The sequence below is a fragment of the Robinsoniella sp. KNHs210 genome (assembly GCF_000686105.1).
GTDB classification, from domain to species: domain Bacteria; phylum Bacillota; class Clostridia; order Lachnospirales; family Lachnospiraceae; genus Robinsoniella; species Robinsoniella peoriensis.
This window is the reverse complement of record NZ_JMLZ01000001.1, coordinates 584,705-600,933: the sequence shown is the minus strand read 5'-3', so window position 1 is coordinate 600,933 and position 16,229 is coordinate 584,705. Positions and strand designations below refer to the sequence as shown.

Here is a 16,229-nt window from a genome sequence, read left to right as displayed (position 1 = left end):
TAAATACATTCTTTAACCCGTTTTTTGATCAGCTGGCGGTTCTATACACAATGATCTATTTATTTAAAGCCGAACTTTCGGTTGAGAAATTTTTATCCGTTTTGATCCGTATCGCTTATGTGCTGTGCATTCTTGGTATTTTGGAATTCCTGTTAAAAGGTTCTGTTTTCTTACAGTTTGAAATGATACCAGGCATGGTGGTGGGTGATTCTTTTCGAAATGGTCAGTACCGGATCATGGGGCCGGCTCATCATCCACTGGGGTACGGATTGTATTTATTAATAATGACACCTTTGGTTTGTTTTCATTACAAGAAAAGAGCAATTAGTTTATTTTCACACTTCTGGCTTTTTTTGCTGATAGCCGTAAATGTATATCTGACAGGTTCCAGATCTACGTTGGGACTGTTTCTGCTTGAAATCTTCATTATCTTTCTGGCAAGTTCCCGTAAAGAAAAATTACCGGTGTTATTAATTGCTTTTTATACTGCGATAACCGGTATCATTGTCATAATGTTGTTTTACAATACCGCTGCTGTCCAGTCGGTACTTATCTCCATTGCCCATCTGATTGATGCAGCCTTAAATACAAAGTTTGCAGAATCTCTGGGGGTGGATACAACGACATATGTATTGAGTGAAGATTACAGAAAGTTATTGCCGCTTATTTTTAAACTAGATTGGATCAATCCATTGATAGGAAGAGGATATGGATATACCTTTAACTGGGCGTATCAGGGATTCTGGATAAGTTCCATTGATAATTATTATGTGAACCAGTATATAAAAGTCGCCTATCCCGGGTTAATAATACAGCTGCTGCTATATGGATTTTTTCTTATCAAAGGCTTTCGGAGCGCGTTATGCAGGGGCTCCCGTCTGGCGGCTGCACTAAGCATATGCTTTGTCTTATATTTTATATCTCTGTGGTGGGTAGATGTGCTTGGAACCCTGGATTACATTTTTGTATTATTTGCGCTTCTATATGCGATGGATGAGAAATATATGCTGGTAAAATACAAAGAATTACCGGAATAGAAAAAAGAGTTTCAATGAAAGGAGTACTTAGTAATATGAAATGGTTGAAATATGTAATGAGAATTTTGTTTGCATGCTCTGTGATCTGTATGGTTGTATATATATTCATACAGATTAAAAATGAAGATCTGAGAGAGCCGGTTTTAAGCTGTAATCCCACAGAAATAAAAGCAAGTATACACGATAGCCAGAAAGATCTGTTAAAAGGTGTGACTGCGATGGATCCTGAAGAAGGTGATCTGACAGATTCAGTTTTCCTGGAAGGAATTAAAAAAAATCCGGAGGGGGACCAACAGGAATTTACAGCAACTTATGTATCGATAGACAAAGCAGGGAATATTGGGAAGACCTCCAGAAAGCTGGAGTATACAGATTATAATTCCCCTCATTTCAACATAGACAGTCCTTTGAGATTTTCCAAATCTACTGCGATAGATTTGATGTCTATTGTTCATGCCAATGATTGTATTGATGGCGATATCAGTGCATTTGTAAAAGTCACAGGCGATGATATTTTTAAAGAGGATATAGAAAGCGGAATTTATAAGTGCTCTCTGGAAGTGGAAAATAGCCTTGGAGATACTGCCGTTTTGCCGGTCTCTGTGGAAATATATGAGGATAGTTATGAGAAAACAGCATTTGAACCGCAGATATATCTAAAACAATATATATTATACATGAAAAAAGGTGAGCAATTGAATCCGGCAGATTTTGTGGCTTATGTAAAAGACGGAAGTGTAAAACAGATTGAGCGGGGAAGTGTCTCAGAGGGAGAAAACACAGAATCTCAGCTTTTAGAAAAGGCAGGGGAATGGATCTCGATTGCTGATATATCTTACAAGTCAAATGTTGATTCTGCCAAAAAGGGTAATTATTCCGTTATTTATAACTATACATCAAAAGAAACCGGTTATAGCGGCAATGCAGAATTGATAGTTGTTGTTGAATGAGGAGGATATTATGGCATCAGAAAGTAAAGTTTTACTAAATAAGACCATGGGTCTTGATATGCCGGCTATTGCCAGGGCAGTGCTGAGGAATTTAGAAATTATATTGATGTTGAGTATCATTTTGGGATTCCTAAGTTATGTAGGTATTAATCAATTGTTACCGGTTAAGTACTCTGCTGCCTCAAGTGTAGTAGTGGTGGCAAAAGATAATTCAGCACAGACTTTAAGAGAGTTTCAATATAATCAGGCTGTGGCACAGTACTGCGGAATATTAAACAGTGATATTTATTTAAACATAGTAAAAGAAAAACTGGGAAAGAATGTCTATACGAAAAACTGTCTGATTGCAGAAGGAACTGAGAATTCAAATCTTATAGTTTTAAAGGCATCCGGAGATACTCCGGAAAATGCTTTTAAAATAATGAAAGAAGCAATTAACAGTTATAAAGATGTGTCAGCATATGCCATGGAAAGTTATACATTGGAAACGTTATCTGCTCCATCTGCTGACCAGATTGAACCGATACCTAATAATGCAATACTGTTATCTGTCGGTATTAGTCTGCTGGCTGTTATTACGGGAATGGCGGCTGTTATACTATTTCATGTGTTCAATGGGAAACTGGATAATGAACAGCAGGCCAAGGTAAAGATCGACGCTGATTTTATCGGTAGTGTTCGTTACGAAGCAAAAGATCATAAAGGAAAAGAAAGTATTCTGGTAACAAAACCCTCAGTGTCATTTGCATTTTCTGAAAATATGAAGAAGATTGTAACTAAAATGGAATATCAAATGGATAAAACCAAATCCAAAACTTTGCTTTTGGGAAGTGTCCTGGAGAATGAAGGAAAGTCTACGCTTGCAGCTAATATAGCATTAATTCTGGCACAAAGGGAAAAGAAAGTATTGGTTCTGGATCTGGATCTTCGAAGACCAGCATTACATAAAGTATTGGGACTTCCTGTACTGCCGGATAAACAGATCGGTAATTGTTTTGAATATGGTACCGGATATAAAGACCTGATATCTTATGACCGACGCTGCAATCTGTACTATATTCTCGGTGATAAATTTATAGCAGGAAACAATTTCATACAAAAGATAGGGAATCTGGAAGCATTGCTGGAAGAAGCTAAAAAAGAGATGGATTATATTATTATTGATTCTGCACCTGTAGGTATCATTCAGGATATCGAAGTAATGGCGGGATATATGGATTCCATGCTTATGGTAGTACGTCAGGAGTCATCCAGGGTTACAATGATTAATGACAGTATTGACCTAATGGAGAGCAATGGGGTTCCGGTTATTGGATTTGTACTTAATGGAGTAAAGAATAAAGTGTGCAGCATGGTGAAAAGACAAAAAAGCAAAGAAAAACGAATTAGTACTTATTAGTAATTATAGAAAATAAGAGGATAAATAGATGCGAGATTATGAAAATGAGGTAAAAGATATTTATGATGATGCAGCCGTAATAAATATCAGCAGTATCATAGATGACATCTGGAGGTGCCTGTCACGTTATTGGCTGTCAATGTTATTGGTTATTTTATCATCAGCAGCATTGGTCTTATCTGTGGCAGGGTTTATATACTATCCGGAATACAAGGCAGCTGTTACATACATGGTCAATAAGACCCAGGATTCTTCCCAGAATATACTGATGGCAAAATACCTGGGAACAGCATTTGAAGAAACATTAACAGCCAGCGGCTGCGGACAAGATATCGCGAATGCTCTGGGGGTGGATTCCCTGGACAGTATTCCTGCTGAAATTACCGGTTATTATGTAGAAGGTATCAATATGATCACCATAGAGGCCGTGTCGGATCATTATTCCGTCTCTCAGAGTGTAGCGGAAACAATAAAAGAAGTATACCCGTCGTATGCATCTGACGTAGTGGGAAATGTTGATTTGAAAGAAGTTAAAAACCCTATGAACGAAAAGGAGCCGATGACACCATATCATGCAGTTTATTATGGCTTAATAGGAGGTGTTCTGGGGGTTTTCGCTTGTGTATTGTTTGTGGTTTTTTATACAGCATCACAGAAAACCGTGCGTTCTACTGAGGATATACGACGTATAACCAATATACCCTGCCTCACTCAGCTGCCCACAATATTAATGAAAGCCAGAAGCCGGCGCAGAAATGAAATGATTTTTGGAAAAAGCCGTGTGGGTAATGAATTTCAGGATTTATTAAATGTGGTAGGCTTTAAACTGGAACACAAAAAAAGAGATGAGGAAAGTAAAGTTTTTCTGGTCACCAGTTCAGGAAGAAATGAAGGAACTACGACGATAGCCACGGGGCTTGCAAGAGCACTTGCTTCAATAGGCAGAAAAGTAGTATTAATGGATATGAATCTGCATCAGAAGTCAAACCCGGACAACTATCTGGTAATGCAGGTAAATGAGGCAGGTATTGCTAATTATCTGGCTGGGGATATAGAGGTAAAGGATATTCTGAAAGAAGTGGATAAAAATTTCTTCATGATTCCGTCAGGTACAGCTAGAGAAGCAATTGACAAACTGCTCACGAAAGGAGATATCCCTAAATTACTGCAATACCTTAAGGAAGAGGAATCTTTTGATTACATTATTATTGATTCGCCGCCGGTTACACTGATGAATGATGGGGTTATAATCGGAGGATATGTGGATGAGACAATATATGTAATGAAGCAGGGACAGAGCAAAATGAGATCAGTCGAGGAAGGGATTGACACTTTACAAAGCAGTGGCATCAATATTCTCGGATATATACTTAATTTTGCAGAGTCAGGAATTACCGGAAACGGAAAATATGGAAAATACAGTAAGTATGGGTATTCAAAATATGATGAATACGTAGATTATGAAAATGAACGATATTAAAATACGGCAATGGAGGGGTGTATATGAGAAAAATCATAACAGTGATTCTCGGAATTATATGCGCAGGTCTGTTTTTATTAAGTCTCAGTGCAATTGAAGTAACACAGAACCGGATCCGTCAGGGCAGAGAAGATACGGTGGAGTTTACAGATAAAAATACAGATGAAAAAGATGCAGTAAACTCCGAGAATAATAAATCAGTAAATAAGCGGAATGTAACAGCAGCAGATAATGGAACAGAAGCTGAAACAAATATTACAGAAAAGAATACAGAAGAGCAGGAAATAACAGAATCAGGTACAACAGAAACGGATACATCACAACAGAATGCAAATCCGGCAGTACCGGTGCTGAAGCTGCTGAAAGAAAAAGTTGAAATAAAAATCGGTGACAAATTTAATCCACTGGATTATATATCAGAAATTGTTGACGATAAATCATCCCAACAGTACTTATACCGTCAGATTATGGTTGATGGTGAATATAATACGGAAGCTCCCGGGACATATACACTTGTATATACCGTTGCGGATGAGGACGGAAATGTCTCAATTGGGAAAAAGCTGTATTTAACAGTGAAATAATGGTAACCAGAACGGAAGAAGGGCATGGCTATATGCAGTCAGTTTACACGGTTAGTATCATAATTCCAGTTTATAATTGTATATCATGGTTAGAGGCTGTCGTACAGGATATACTGCATCAGACGTATCAGGATTTTGAGATCATTATTATTGATGATGGTTCTGATGATGGAAGCGGTCTTCTGTGTGACAGGTTTAAGAAAATGGATAAAAGAATTTTTGTTATCCATACGGAAAAGCTGGGGGTCTCACATGCCAGAAATGAAGGTATAAAAAGGGCAAAGGGCAGATATCTCTGGTTTGTAGATGCAGATGACAGGATGGATCGGGAAAGTTTGTCTGCACTTGTATTTCCTTTTCTTTCTCAAGAAAATGTAGATCTGGTTATTGGGAAATTTGAAAATGAAAGAAACTTCTGGCAGTCAACGCTAACGGGAGTTCTGGATCAGAGCAGCTTTATTGATGATTTTTCAAAATGTGTACATGGTTTTTATTACGGTGCATTATGGAACAAACTATACAAAAAAGAAATTATTCAAAATAACAATCTCTGGTTTCCGGAGGATATATCCTGGTGTGAAGATTATCTTTTTAATCTGGAATATTTCTCCCATTTGAAAAGAAAGGTCGGATATGTATCCAGATCTGTGTACATCTATTATACCAGAGAGAACAGTCTGGTTACAAAGGTTATATTAGACAGCCGAATTAAAGTAGAAAACCGTTGTCTGAAACGGCTTGGTAGATTTGCAGAGCAGAACAGCAGGATTCAGCAGGCTTATGAAGACCATTATGCGTATTTGAAACATGCCCAATTGATCAATATGTACTGTGCAAAACAAGGATATAATAAAGTAAAACAAATATGTCTAAACAAGGAAGTAATGGAATTCTGGAAAAGTTACCGGAATCCAGGAAAATTTCCTGTGTACAGGATCATAAGCCTGCTTGCAGCTGTAAATTGCAGTTTTCTGATATATTTCTTTATTTGTCTGAAAGAAAAAATAAAAATCAGATTAAAAAAGAATGTCTGTTTCTTGCGAAAAATAATCAGAAAACCGGAATACCGTAATTAATGTTGATTTTACTGCACTTGAAGGAGGATGACATGATAGATATACATACCCATATTTTACCGGAAACAGATGATGGGGCAGATTCTTTGACAGAAGCAGTAGAGATGTTAAAAATATGTACACAGTCTGGTGTTACAGATGTGGTTCTGACACCTCACGGAAATCTGACGGAGATATTCCCTGATAGCCGGCAGGAGTCAATAAATAATCAATTCAAACGGTTAGAAAAAAGACTTTCTGAATTGAACATGCAAATAAATATTTATAAAGGTATGGAAGTATTTGCATCCTATAATCTATATGATAAATTATCCGACGGAACTATCTGGACACTGAACCAGTCAAAGTACCTGCTGACTGAATTTTCATTTGATACTGATCGGGAAATTCTGTTTGAACTTCTTCAGATCATTGAAAGTAAAGGATTAATTCCGGTGATTGCGCATCCGGAACGATATAAAACAATTCAAAAAAATCCTCAGATTGCCTATGATTGGAATCGGAGAGGTTATATTATTCAGATAAATAAAGGAAGTATTGCAGGAGTATTCGGGCGGGCTGAAAAGGAAACTGCGCACCTTCTGTTAGATTGTAATCTGGTACAGGTGATAGCCAGTGACTGCCATCACATCCACAGCCGGATGCCGGGATTGAAAAGTGTATACCGTTATATCAGCAGAAATTATTCAGAGGGCTATGCGCAGATTCTTTTCAATATTAATCCCGAAAGAATATTAAGGGATCAACAGGTATTGATTATAAATCCAAGGGTACCAGGATCATATTTACGTTGATAGAAAAAATGTATCAGAGATGGAGGGATGGTTGTATGAATTCAGAAAAACAAAAGTTGAATACCGTAATCGTGATTTTAATGGATATAATGGCCATTTCACTTAGTTTTTTTATTGCGAATTACATACGTTTTGGAGATTTCTTTGAGATAGGAATAGAATTTGGTACGGGATCATCCTTATTGGTAATTGTGCTGGTTTATATAGGAATATATTTTTTACGCTCATCCGGCCTGCGCTTTTTTAGGAGAGGTGCATGGAAGGAACTGATTTCTGTTCTGCGGGGAAATATTTACCTGATAGCAGTTATTATAGTGCTGCTGTTCCTGGTGAAAAAATCATCTGATTTTTCAAGGTTAATATTGCTCTATAATTTTATTGGTAATATACTCTTCATGTTTTTATTCCGGATGTTTTATAAAATTTATTTAAACAGTATTTATAAATACAGTAATCATAGCAAGCGCCTGGTAGTTTTAACTGTAAAGGAGTGTGTGCAGGAGGTTCTGGATAATCTGGAAGATGAGAGTATGTGGGATTACATAATTCAGTCTCTGGTTCTGTGGGATGCAGGTGATGAGGAACTGGGTGACAAAATCAGAGGTATTGAGATCACTGCCAATAAGAATAATCTGTTTCAATATGCAAAGCAGGCAGTTATGGATGAAGTATTTATTAACATGCCGTACAATGGAGGCATTGACCTTTATCCCATTATCGAAAGCCTGGAGGATATGGGAGCTATGGTGGATGTTAATATACAGGTATTAGATAAACGGCTTGCGGACCATAATAAGCAATTGCAGATTATGGGGAATTATTATGTCACTTCCTTTTATAAAAAAACCATTGGCCTGCGAATGGAGGTAGTTAAAAGATTAATAGATATAGCAGGTGCAATAGTTGGGCTGGTTATAACTGGCATTTCAGTTGTTTTGGTTGCTCCATTTATTCTTTTGGAGTCACCCGGACCTTTATTCTTTTCCCAGATCAGGATCGGTAAAAACGGACGGCGGTTTCAGATATATAAATTCCGTTCCATGTACGCAGATGCGGAAGATAGGAAACAGGAGCTTTTAGCGCAAAATGAAATGAATGGTCTCATGTTTAAGATCAAAGATGATCCTAGAATTACGCGTGTGGGAAAATTCATACGAAAAACCAGTATTGATGAACTTCCACAATTCTGGAATGTATTAAAAGGTGATATGAGCCTTATTGGAACCAGACCACCGACTGTTGATGAATTCGAAAAATATAAAGGTCAGTATAAAAGGAGATTAACTCTTCGCCCTGGAATTACAGGACTCTGGCAGGTGAGCGGCCGAAGTAATATACAGGATTTCGAAGATGTTTTGGCATTGGATTTAAAATATATTGATACCTGGTCGCTGGGTCTGGATATAAAAATACTTTTTCAGACGGTTTATGTTGTGTTTTTTAGAAGAGGCGCAACATAAAGGGGCTGTAAAAAACTCCCCTAACTAAAATAGGTTAGCTGGCACAGATGATGCCCGCTAACCTGTTTTGTAAAGGGTGTTTTTTTACAGCCCCTTGTCATTATATTAAATCAGTACAACCGGTTTAATCAAATCCTTTGGCTTGTCTTTCATCAGCATCAACGCTTCCTCCACTTTATCAAATCCGTGGAATGTATGGGTAATCAGCTTACTGGTATCCAGTTTGCCGGTTTCGATTAAAGAAGCCAGCTTTTCCATACGGAGTCTTCCGCCGGGCATCAGACCGCCTGCGATTGTCTTGTGGCCCATGCCGCAGCCCCATTCAACTCTTGGGATTTTAATATAATCACCTTCTCCAAGGTAATTTACATTTCCAATTCTTCCGCCTGGTTTTAACATACGGATTGCCTGGTCAAAGGTGTCTACATCACCGCCGGCAATGACGATACGGTCAACGCCTTTTCCATGGGTCTTTTCCATAATCTGTTCCACGATATCGCCTTCACGGTAATTTACAATTTCTGTTGCACCGTATTCTTTCGCAATCTGAATGCAGTTTGGTCTGGAACCAACGGCATAGATGCGGGAGGCACCGCGAAGTGCAGCTCCGGCTACCGCCATAAGCCCTACAGGACCGATGCCGATGACAACTACCGTATCACCAAACTGTACATCCGCTAATTCAACACCGTGAAATCCAGTGGGAACCATATCACAGAGCATACTTGCGGAAGCCAGATCCATACCGGATGGAAGCAGGGCAAGGTTCCCGTCTGCATCATTTACATGAAATAATTCACCGAATACACCATCTTTAAAGTTGGAGAATTTCCATCCGGAAAGCATTCCGCCGGAATGCATGGAATATCCGCCCTGAGCCTCCAGGGAATTCCAGTCCGGGGTGATAGCAGGGATAATTACCTTATCTCCCGGTTTAAAGTCTTTTACCAGGGAACCGGTCTCCACAACTTCACCAATTGCTTCATGTCCTAAAATCATATCATGTCTGTCACCTAAAGCGCCTGCCCAGACTGTATGTACATCAGAAGTACAGGGAGCGATGGCAAGTGGTTTACAGATTGCGTCTAATGGTCCGCATTCAGGTGCCTGCTTCTCAATCCATCCAGTTTTTCCGATTCCTAACATTGCAAAACCTCTCATAGTTACGATCTCCTTTCGAAAACACATTGTTAATTATTTGACATGCCATAAATATAACATATAATGAATGTATAATCAATTCAATAATAACAAAAATATATCATAATCTTTTGGGATAAAAATTGTGCAATTTGTATATAAAATAACCAGAAAAGTAAAAGTAAAACCGTAAACATTATATAAGATATAATCTTTATATAATGTTTACGGTCTCGGTAAAACGACATTCATATGACGATTATCCTCTGTCTGACCCACTTTCAAGGCGTTTTTCTGCTTCAGCCATAATCCGCACAGCTGTCTGTACACCAATGCCAAACCGGTCACACCCGGCTTCGTGCATATCTAATATATGGTCAAGGGTGCGGATTCCCCCGGCGGCTTTTATTTTGACATGAGCCGAAGCAGCAGCACGCATTTTCCGGATCGTATCAGCACTGACCGGAATATTTGCCCAGCCGGTACCGCTTTTAACATAAGCGGCTCCGGCTTCTGAAGCAATTTTACAAGCAGTTTCCAATTCAGTATCATTTAAATAAGACGCCTCTATGATTACTTTAACAGGTACTTTTCTGGCTGTCTGTACCACTTGTGCAATGTCCTGTTTTACATATTGAAAGTCTTTTGATTTTAAGGCTCCCACTGCCATTACCATATCCAGTTCCTGACATCCTGCTTCCAGAAGCTGTGTGCTCTGCTGTACTTTGGAAAGGGTGGTGTCTGCGCCCGAAGGGAAGCCCACAACTCCGCCGGTATGTATATCCGGTTCTGTTTTCAGGGCATCTGCCAGATAAGGGGTAAAGCAGGGCATTGAGAATGCACAGATAAATCGGTATTGCTTTGCATATAAAATCATCTGCTTAATATCATCCATGGTATTTTCGGCACGGACACAGCTAACATCGATGTGCCGGTGCAGTTCCTTTAAGAATTGCAGGTTCATTGGATTACTCCTTTCAGATTGAGTTTTTATTCCGGCCGGTCATATTAGTATAGAGCTCATATTTCTTACCAATAATGGTTACATCATCAAAACAGACCGGTTTTCCTCTTTGGGAACAGCGCCTCTGGATGCAGAGCAGTGCTTCCCCGACCTCTACTTCCAGCATTTGTGCCTCTTCAAACTCTGCGTTCTTAGCAAAGATTTTATCAGCGGCTTCATCAATTTCAATATGATACGTATCCTCCAGAAACTGGTACAGTGCGGAGAACTGGCTGCAATAGCCGGCAATACCGGGAACCAGGGATTCCGGAATATAATTTTTCATAATTACGATAGGCTGTCCGTCCGCCAGCTGTATGCGCTGTACTCTGGCTGCTTTTTCTCTGTCCCCTAATTGAAGAATCTGGGAAACATGAGCCGGAGGTACCAGGGTATCGATATACATGCTCTTTGTGGTTACTGTAAACCCCTTTTTCCGTAATGTTTCCGTAACAGAGGTAACACAGTTGAGGCTTTGCCTGGCTTTATAATCCAATACCCTGGTTCCTCTTCCCTGGCGGACTTCCACGTAGTTTTCTTCCGCAAGAAGTTCCACTGCTTTGCGGATGGTAATTCTGCTGACAGAATAGATTTCTTCTAACTGGCGTTCAACGGGAATCATTTCCCCAACTTTATATTTTTCATCCAGGATGTCATTTTTTAATTGTTGGTATACTTTTAAATAGGCAGGTAAACGTTCGCTCATAACTGTCCTCTTTCTTTTTTTATCTGTTTGCATATAGTATATGGCAAATGATTATGGTGCGCAAGTGTTTGCTGACTTTTACAAAGATTTTAATTGATTCTGTACTGTAATTAAAAAAGCCCGTGGAGGGCTTTTTTTGATGTATATGGATTTGCATTGAACAAGTTCCTGTATTATAATGAGACTGAAAAAAATGAACCTAAACTTCATTTCTACCATGCCAGTATCAAAATACATATTCTGAAATAATGTAATATATGACATCGATGGTAATCTGCAGGGTTACCGTCCAACTATTCACAAAACTATTTCACAAAAACTTTACATTATTCTGATAAAGGCATGATAAATATCATTTATATTATTAAACTGTAGGAAATAATTCATAATTACGAAATTGAAGTTTAGGCTACAGAAAGGAGCGGCAGAATGAATGAGATATCATTATGTTTGGTTTGATCTGGGAATGACTCTGGTTGAACCATCCAGAAGTTCGCTGTATCAAAAAGTATTAAAGGAGTTTCAGATTGACCGGTCTGAGAACCGGATTCACAAGGCTTATCATCTGACAGATAAGCTGTTTATGAAAGAGTATCCCCATGTATTGGGGACGGATGAGACTTGCTATATGCCCTGGTATATTGGAAATCTGAATTATTTTTTAGATGTCCGGCTTAATATTATGGAGGTTTACCAGAGGTTTAAAGAGATTCGGTCAAAAGAATCGGCAGGTTGGAAACAAATTCCCAGTGCACTGGGGGTTTTGAAAGAGTTGAAACGAAAAGGGATAAAAACGGGATTGATTTCTAACTGGGATCGTACCTGCAGGAAAGTTCTGGAGGAAAATCAATTACTGGATTTATTAGACACGGTGGTAATTTCTTCGGAAATGGGAGTTGAAAAACCGGAAAAAGAAATTTTTGAAGCGGCTTTTGAGCAAGGGAATACCAGTGCCAAAGAATCTCTGTACGTCGGAGACAATTATTATGACGATGTGATAGGGGCCGCAAAAGTGGAAATGAATTGTGTGTTAATCAATCCTTACGGAAACGAAGGAATTGAAGAGATCACCCATGATAAAATCATTTCCGATATATCAGAAATTATAAAGTTTGTAGATTAGAATTTATGATTAGTATAGGATCGAAAATTTAAATAAATACCGGAAGGCCGGAAACTCTGTTTTAGGACCTTCCGGTAAAGGGAGTGGATTATGAAAGAAAAGCAAATGGAAAAGAAGGGCAGGAATCTGTACGAAAGGATTGATGACCAGTTTGAGCAGCTGACGGATACACAGCAGCAGGCAGCTATTTATATGAAGAAAAACTGGGAAAATATCTGCGTGATGACGGCTAAAGAGGTGGGAGAACAGTCAAAAGTCAGTGAGGCTACGATACATAGATTGGCTGGAAGACTGGGATATGAAAGCTTTCTGGAGATGAAAAACAGTGTCAAAGAAAATCTGATGAAAAACCGGGCACTGGTGAATCTGGAGCTGAAAAATAACACGGACCAGGAAAGCTGGCTGGAAGAATACTGGCATATGGAAGCAGCAAACCTGTCCAATACCCTTCGTTTGAACGAAAAAGATGAGTTGAAACGGGGGCAAAGGAAATTGCAAATGCCAGGAGAATCTGGATTATGGGTGACAAAATGGGACTGGGAGTATCCTCCTATCTGCATTTTGTATTGAATTACCTTCTGGGAAATGCCACGCATCTGAATCTGTCCAATTATTATGAGCACATTGCATTTATGAAAGAGGGCGATGTGATGATTCTGGTGGGCTTCCAGCGGTATTGTAAGAGAACCCTGTCTGCAGCAAACCTCGCCAGAGAAAAGGGAGTCACCATTCTTGCATTTACAGACTGCAGCCTGTCACCATTTGCGAAAGCGGCGGATATATCGTATTATGCCGCTACGGAATCCGTATTTTTTCTGGATTCTTATTCGTCGGTATTTACACTTGCGCAGGCACTGGTGGTAAAACTGGTCAGCCTGGACAAAGAAAGAATTAAGAGTAATGTAAAAAGTACAGAGATGATCTATGAAAACTGTATGGAAAGGAACATATGAAACTGACAATCATAGGCTGCCACGGAGCATATCCCGTGAAAAATGGAGCAACTTCCGGTTATCTCCTGGAAGAAGGGAATACCAGAGTTCTTCTGGATTGCGGGAGCGGTGTATTATCCCGGTTACAAAATGTGATAGATTTAAAGGAGTTAGACGGGGTGGTTCTCACCCACTATCATCCTGACCACTGTGCAGACCTGGGATGCCTGCAATATGCGGTGATGCTGGATATCCTAACCGGCAGGCGCAGGAAAGATTTTGCAGCGTGGGGGCCCGGAAATGAGAATAAGCTGTCATATGAGAATTACTGCAAAGGATACAGTTATGAGAACCAGCCCCATTTTCAAATCGGGGACCTGGAATTTGAAGTGAACCTGAATCAGCATGAGATCCCTTCCTATGCCGTAAAGGCTAAAGGCAGGTCAGAAGGCGTGCTGGTATATTCGGGTGATACGAATTATTACGATGGGTTGGCGGAGTTTGCAGGAAAAGCTGATTTATTATTATGCGAAGCTTCACTGTATGCCTGTCAAAAAGGAGATGTCTGGGGACATATGTGCTCCAGCGAGGCCGGGGAAGTGGCGGTGAAGGCAGAAGTATCTGGTTTATGCCTGACTCATTTTCCTCATTATGGGGAAATCCGAAACCTGCAGGAAGAAGCAGAAAAAGTATATCAGGGAAATATTATTCTGGCAGAGCCGGGCATGCGTCTGAATATTCCCGTGAGCAAAGAGCCATGCAAAAACGCCTGGGGATCATTTGGAGACTGCCGCGAGGATCAGATACCCCGCGGTGGGCTGGGATATTTGACTGGAGATAACCGGAATGAAGCCGATTGAACAGATAGTACAGACAGTACAGACAGTACGTTAAGGTACGAAAGGAGCAATTATGAGAGGATTAAAGAAATTAATGGTGTTTACATTAGCAGCAGTTATCGCTGCATCAGCAGCTGGCTGCGGCAGTTCTCAAGGCAAGGCAGAGGCGGATAACACTACAGTTACGGAAGCAGGACAAACAGGAGAATCTGCTGCAGTAGAGGCTGACAGCCAGAATGCCGGTGCAGAAGCTGAAAAGACATCTGCAGCTGGAGGAACCGTGAAGGTATCGGTTGGATCCGAGCCGGATAATTTAGATCCGATGCTTTCTTCTGCAACGGATACATCTGCAATCATGATGAATGTGTTTGAAGGTTTACTGGGATTTAATGAAAAAGGAGAATTTATCCCTGCTTTGTCGGAGACCTATGATATCTCTGAAGATGGGCTTACCTACAGCTTCAAACTGAAACAGGGAATAAAATTCCACGACGGAGCGGATTTTACATCCAAAGATGTGAAATATACTTATGAAAAGCTCGCCGGTTTAAATGGGGAGGCACCATTGAATGAAACTTTGAACCAGCTGCTGGCATCGGTTGAAACTCCGGATGATTACAGTGTAAATCTTATTCTAAAAGAAAAAAATGCAGGATTTTTATCGAAAGCTACTATATCTATCGTAGAAAAAGACTATACCCAGAACAGCACAAAACCAGTTGGTACCGGACCATTTAAATTTGTGGAATACATACAGGGCCAGAAAGTTATTTTAGAAAAATATCCGGAATACAGTACCATCAAAGAGCGGATGCCGGTTATTGACAAAGTAGAATTTAAGATTATGACGGATGCAAATGCGCGCCTTATGGGGCTGAAATCCGGGGATCTGGATATTACCTCTGTGGATGCAAAGAATGTGGAAGCACTGAAAAATGATTACAATATTGTACAGGGGCCACAGAATATGGTGCAGCTCATGGCGCTGAATAACAGCGTGGAACCATTTAATGACGTAAAAGTAAGACAGGCTATCAATTATGCTGTAAATAAAGAAGAGATCATCAATACGGTGGTAAATGGCAACGGAACGAAAGTAGATTCCTTCTTAAGCCCCAGTATGAGCACTTATTTTAATACGGATTTGAAAAATTGTTATAACACGGATATCGAAAAGGCGAAGACACTCTTAAAAGAAGCGGGATATGAGAATGGATTTAAAATGACCATTACCGTACCATCTAATTACCAGACCCATGTAGATACCGCACAGGTGATTAAAAACCAATTGAGCAAAATAGGTATTGAAGCTGACATTCAGCTGATCGAGTGGGCGCAGTGGCTGGATACCGTTTATGGTAAGGCAAATTATGAAGCAACAATTATCGGACACAGCGGAAAACTGGATCCGAACGATTTTCTCAACCGTTTTGATTCCGCATATGATAAGAATTATTTTAAATTTTCCGATCCTCAGTACGATGAGCTGATTCACCAGGCGGCAGTATCCACGGACGAGGCAAAAAGAGTAGAATTATTTAAAGAATGTCAGCAGTTATTGGTAGACCAGGCAGCGGCAGTCTATATCCAGGACCCGGATGTCATCTATGCTACCTCAAAAAGTGTACAGGGAATGAAAAATTATCCGGTTACGTTTTTGGATATGAGCAGTATCAGCCTGACAAAATAGGGGATACCGGGAGGTA

The 16,229-nt window shown here is 39.7% G+C and carries 16 protein-coding genes; 13 read left to right on the top strand and 3 right to left on the bottom strand.

What is annotated here, in order from left to right; translation table 11 throughout:
* Positions 1–50: 50 nt before the first annotated feature.
* Genes CD03_RS0102260 through CD03_RS0102225 form a run of 8 tightly spaced genes read left to right on the top strand, consistent with a single transcriptional unit; the run spans position 51 to position 8,780 of the window.
* Entirely contained in the window at positions 51–1,037 is a 987-nt protein-coding gene (locus CD03_RS0102260) for a hypothetical protein (RefSeq protein ID WP_138003322.1), read from the top strand.
* A 35-nt stretch (positions 1,038–1,072) separates the two neighbouring features.
* On the top strand, positions 1,073–1,987 hold the full coding sequence (locus CD03_RS0102255) for a hypothetical protein (RefSeq protein WP_027292240.1): 915 nt from the start codon (positions 1,073–1,075) through the stop codon (positions 1,985–1,987).
* A gap of 10 nt (positions 1,988–1,997) precedes the next feature.
* Positions 1,998–3,386, top strand: coding sequence for a CpsD/CapB family tyrosine-protein kinase (locus CD03_RS0102250; protein WP_027292239.1), 1,389 nt, complete (start codon positions 1,998–2,000; stop codon positions 3,384–3,386).
* Between the two features lie 28 nt (positions 3,387–3,414).
* Entirely contained in the window at positions 3,415–4,866 is a 1,452-nt protein-coding gene (locus CD03_RS0102245) for a polysaccharide biosynthesis tyrosine autokinase (RefSeq protein WP_027292238.1), read from the top strand.
* 23 nt (positions 4,867–4,889) lie between these two features.
* On the top strand, positions 4,890–5,450 hold the full coding sequence (locus tag CD03_RS0102240) for an immunoglobulin-like domain-containing protein (protein WP_027292237.1): 561 nt from the start codon (positions 4,890–4,892) through the stop codon (positions 5,448–5,450).
* A complete protein-coding gene (locus CD03_RS35665) occupies positions 5,450–6,526 on the top strand; it encodes a glycosyltransferase family 2 protein (RefSeq protein ID WP_052377624.1) in 1,077 nt (358 codons plus the stop codon). Before CD03_RS0102240 ends, CD03_RS35665 begins: the two co-directional genes overlap by 1 nt.
* Positions 6,527–6,558: 32 nt before the next feature.
* On the top strand, positions 6,559–7,320 hold the full coding sequence (locus tag CD03_RS0102230; protein ID WP_027292236.1) for a tyrosine-protein phosphatase: 762 nt from the start codon (positions 6,559–6,561) through the stop codon (positions 7,318–7,320).
* 35 nt (positions 7,321–7,355) lie between these two features.
* Entirely contained in the window at positions 7,356–8,780 is a 1,425-nt protein-coding gene (locus CD03_RS0102225) for a sugar transferase (RefSeq protein WP_027292235.1), read from the top strand.
* 105 nt (positions 8,781–8,885) lie between these two features.
* Here the strand turns inward: CD03_RS0102225 and CD03_RS0102220 are convergent, their stop codons facing one another.
* From CD03_RS0102220 to CD03_RS0102210, 3 genes are all read right to left on the bottom strand, one after another.
* On the bottom strand, positions 8,886–9,941 hold the full coding sequence (locus CD03_RS0102220) for an NAD(P)-dependent alcohol dehydrogenase (protein ID WP_027292234.1): 1,056 nt from the start codon (positions 9,939–9,941) through the stop codon (positions 8,886–8,888).
* A 238-nt stretch (positions 9,942–10,179) separates the two neighbouring features.
* Positions 10,180–10,884, bottom strand: coding sequence for a deoxyribose-phosphate aldolase (gene deoC, locus CD03_RS0102215; RefSeq protein WP_027292233.1), 705 nt, complete (start codon positions 10,882–10,884; stop codon positions 10,180–10,182).
* Between the two features lie 13 nt (positions 10,885–10,897).
* The gene (locus tag CD03_RS0102210) at positions 10,898–11,629 is read right to left on the bottom strand and encodes a GntR family transcriptional regulator (protein WP_027292232.1); all 732 of its coding nucleotides are present in this window, start codon (positions 11,627–11,629) and stop codon (positions 10,898–10,900) included.
* A 433-nt stretch (positions 11,630–12,062) separates the two neighbouring features.
* Between CD03_RS0102210 and CD03_RS0102205 the strand changes: the two genes are divergently transcribed.
* From CD03_RS0102205 to CD03_RS0102190, 5 genes are all read left to right on the top strand, one after another.
* Entirely contained in the window at positions 12,063–12,752 is a 690-nt protein-coding gene (locus CD03_RS0102205; protein ID WP_027292231.1) for an HAD family hydrolase, read from the top strand.
* Between the two features lie 90 nt (positions 12,753–12,842).
* Entirely contained in the window at positions 12,843–13,322 is a 480-nt protein-coding gene (locus tag CD03_RS38455) for a MurR/RpiR family transcriptional regulator (RefSeq protein ID WP_242849016.1), read from the top strand.
* Entirely contained in the window at positions 13,271–13,705 is a 435-nt protein-coding gene (locus CD03_RS38450; protein WP_242849015.1) for a MurR/RpiR family transcriptional regulator, read from the top strand. The genes CD03_RS38455 and CD03_RS38450 overlap by 52 nt, the downstream gene beginning before the upstream one ends.
* The gene (locus CD03_RS32080; RefSeq protein ID WP_063837226.1) at positions 13,702–14,544 is read left to right on the top strand and encodes an MBL fold metallo-hydrolase; all 843 of its coding nucleotides are present in this window, start codon (positions 13,702–13,704) and stop codon (positions 14,542–14,544) included. The genes CD03_RS38450 and CD03_RS32080 overlap by 4 nt, the downstream gene beginning before the upstream one ends.
* Before the next feature lie 52 nt (positions 14,545–14,596).
* On the top strand, positions 14,597–16,213 hold the full coding sequence (locus CD03_RS0102190; RefSeq protein WP_027292230.1) for an ABC transporter substrate-binding protein: 1,617 nt from the start codon (positions 14,597–14,599) through the stop codon (positions 16,211–16,213).
* The last annotated feature ends 16 nt before the right edge of the window (positions 16,214–16,229 follow it).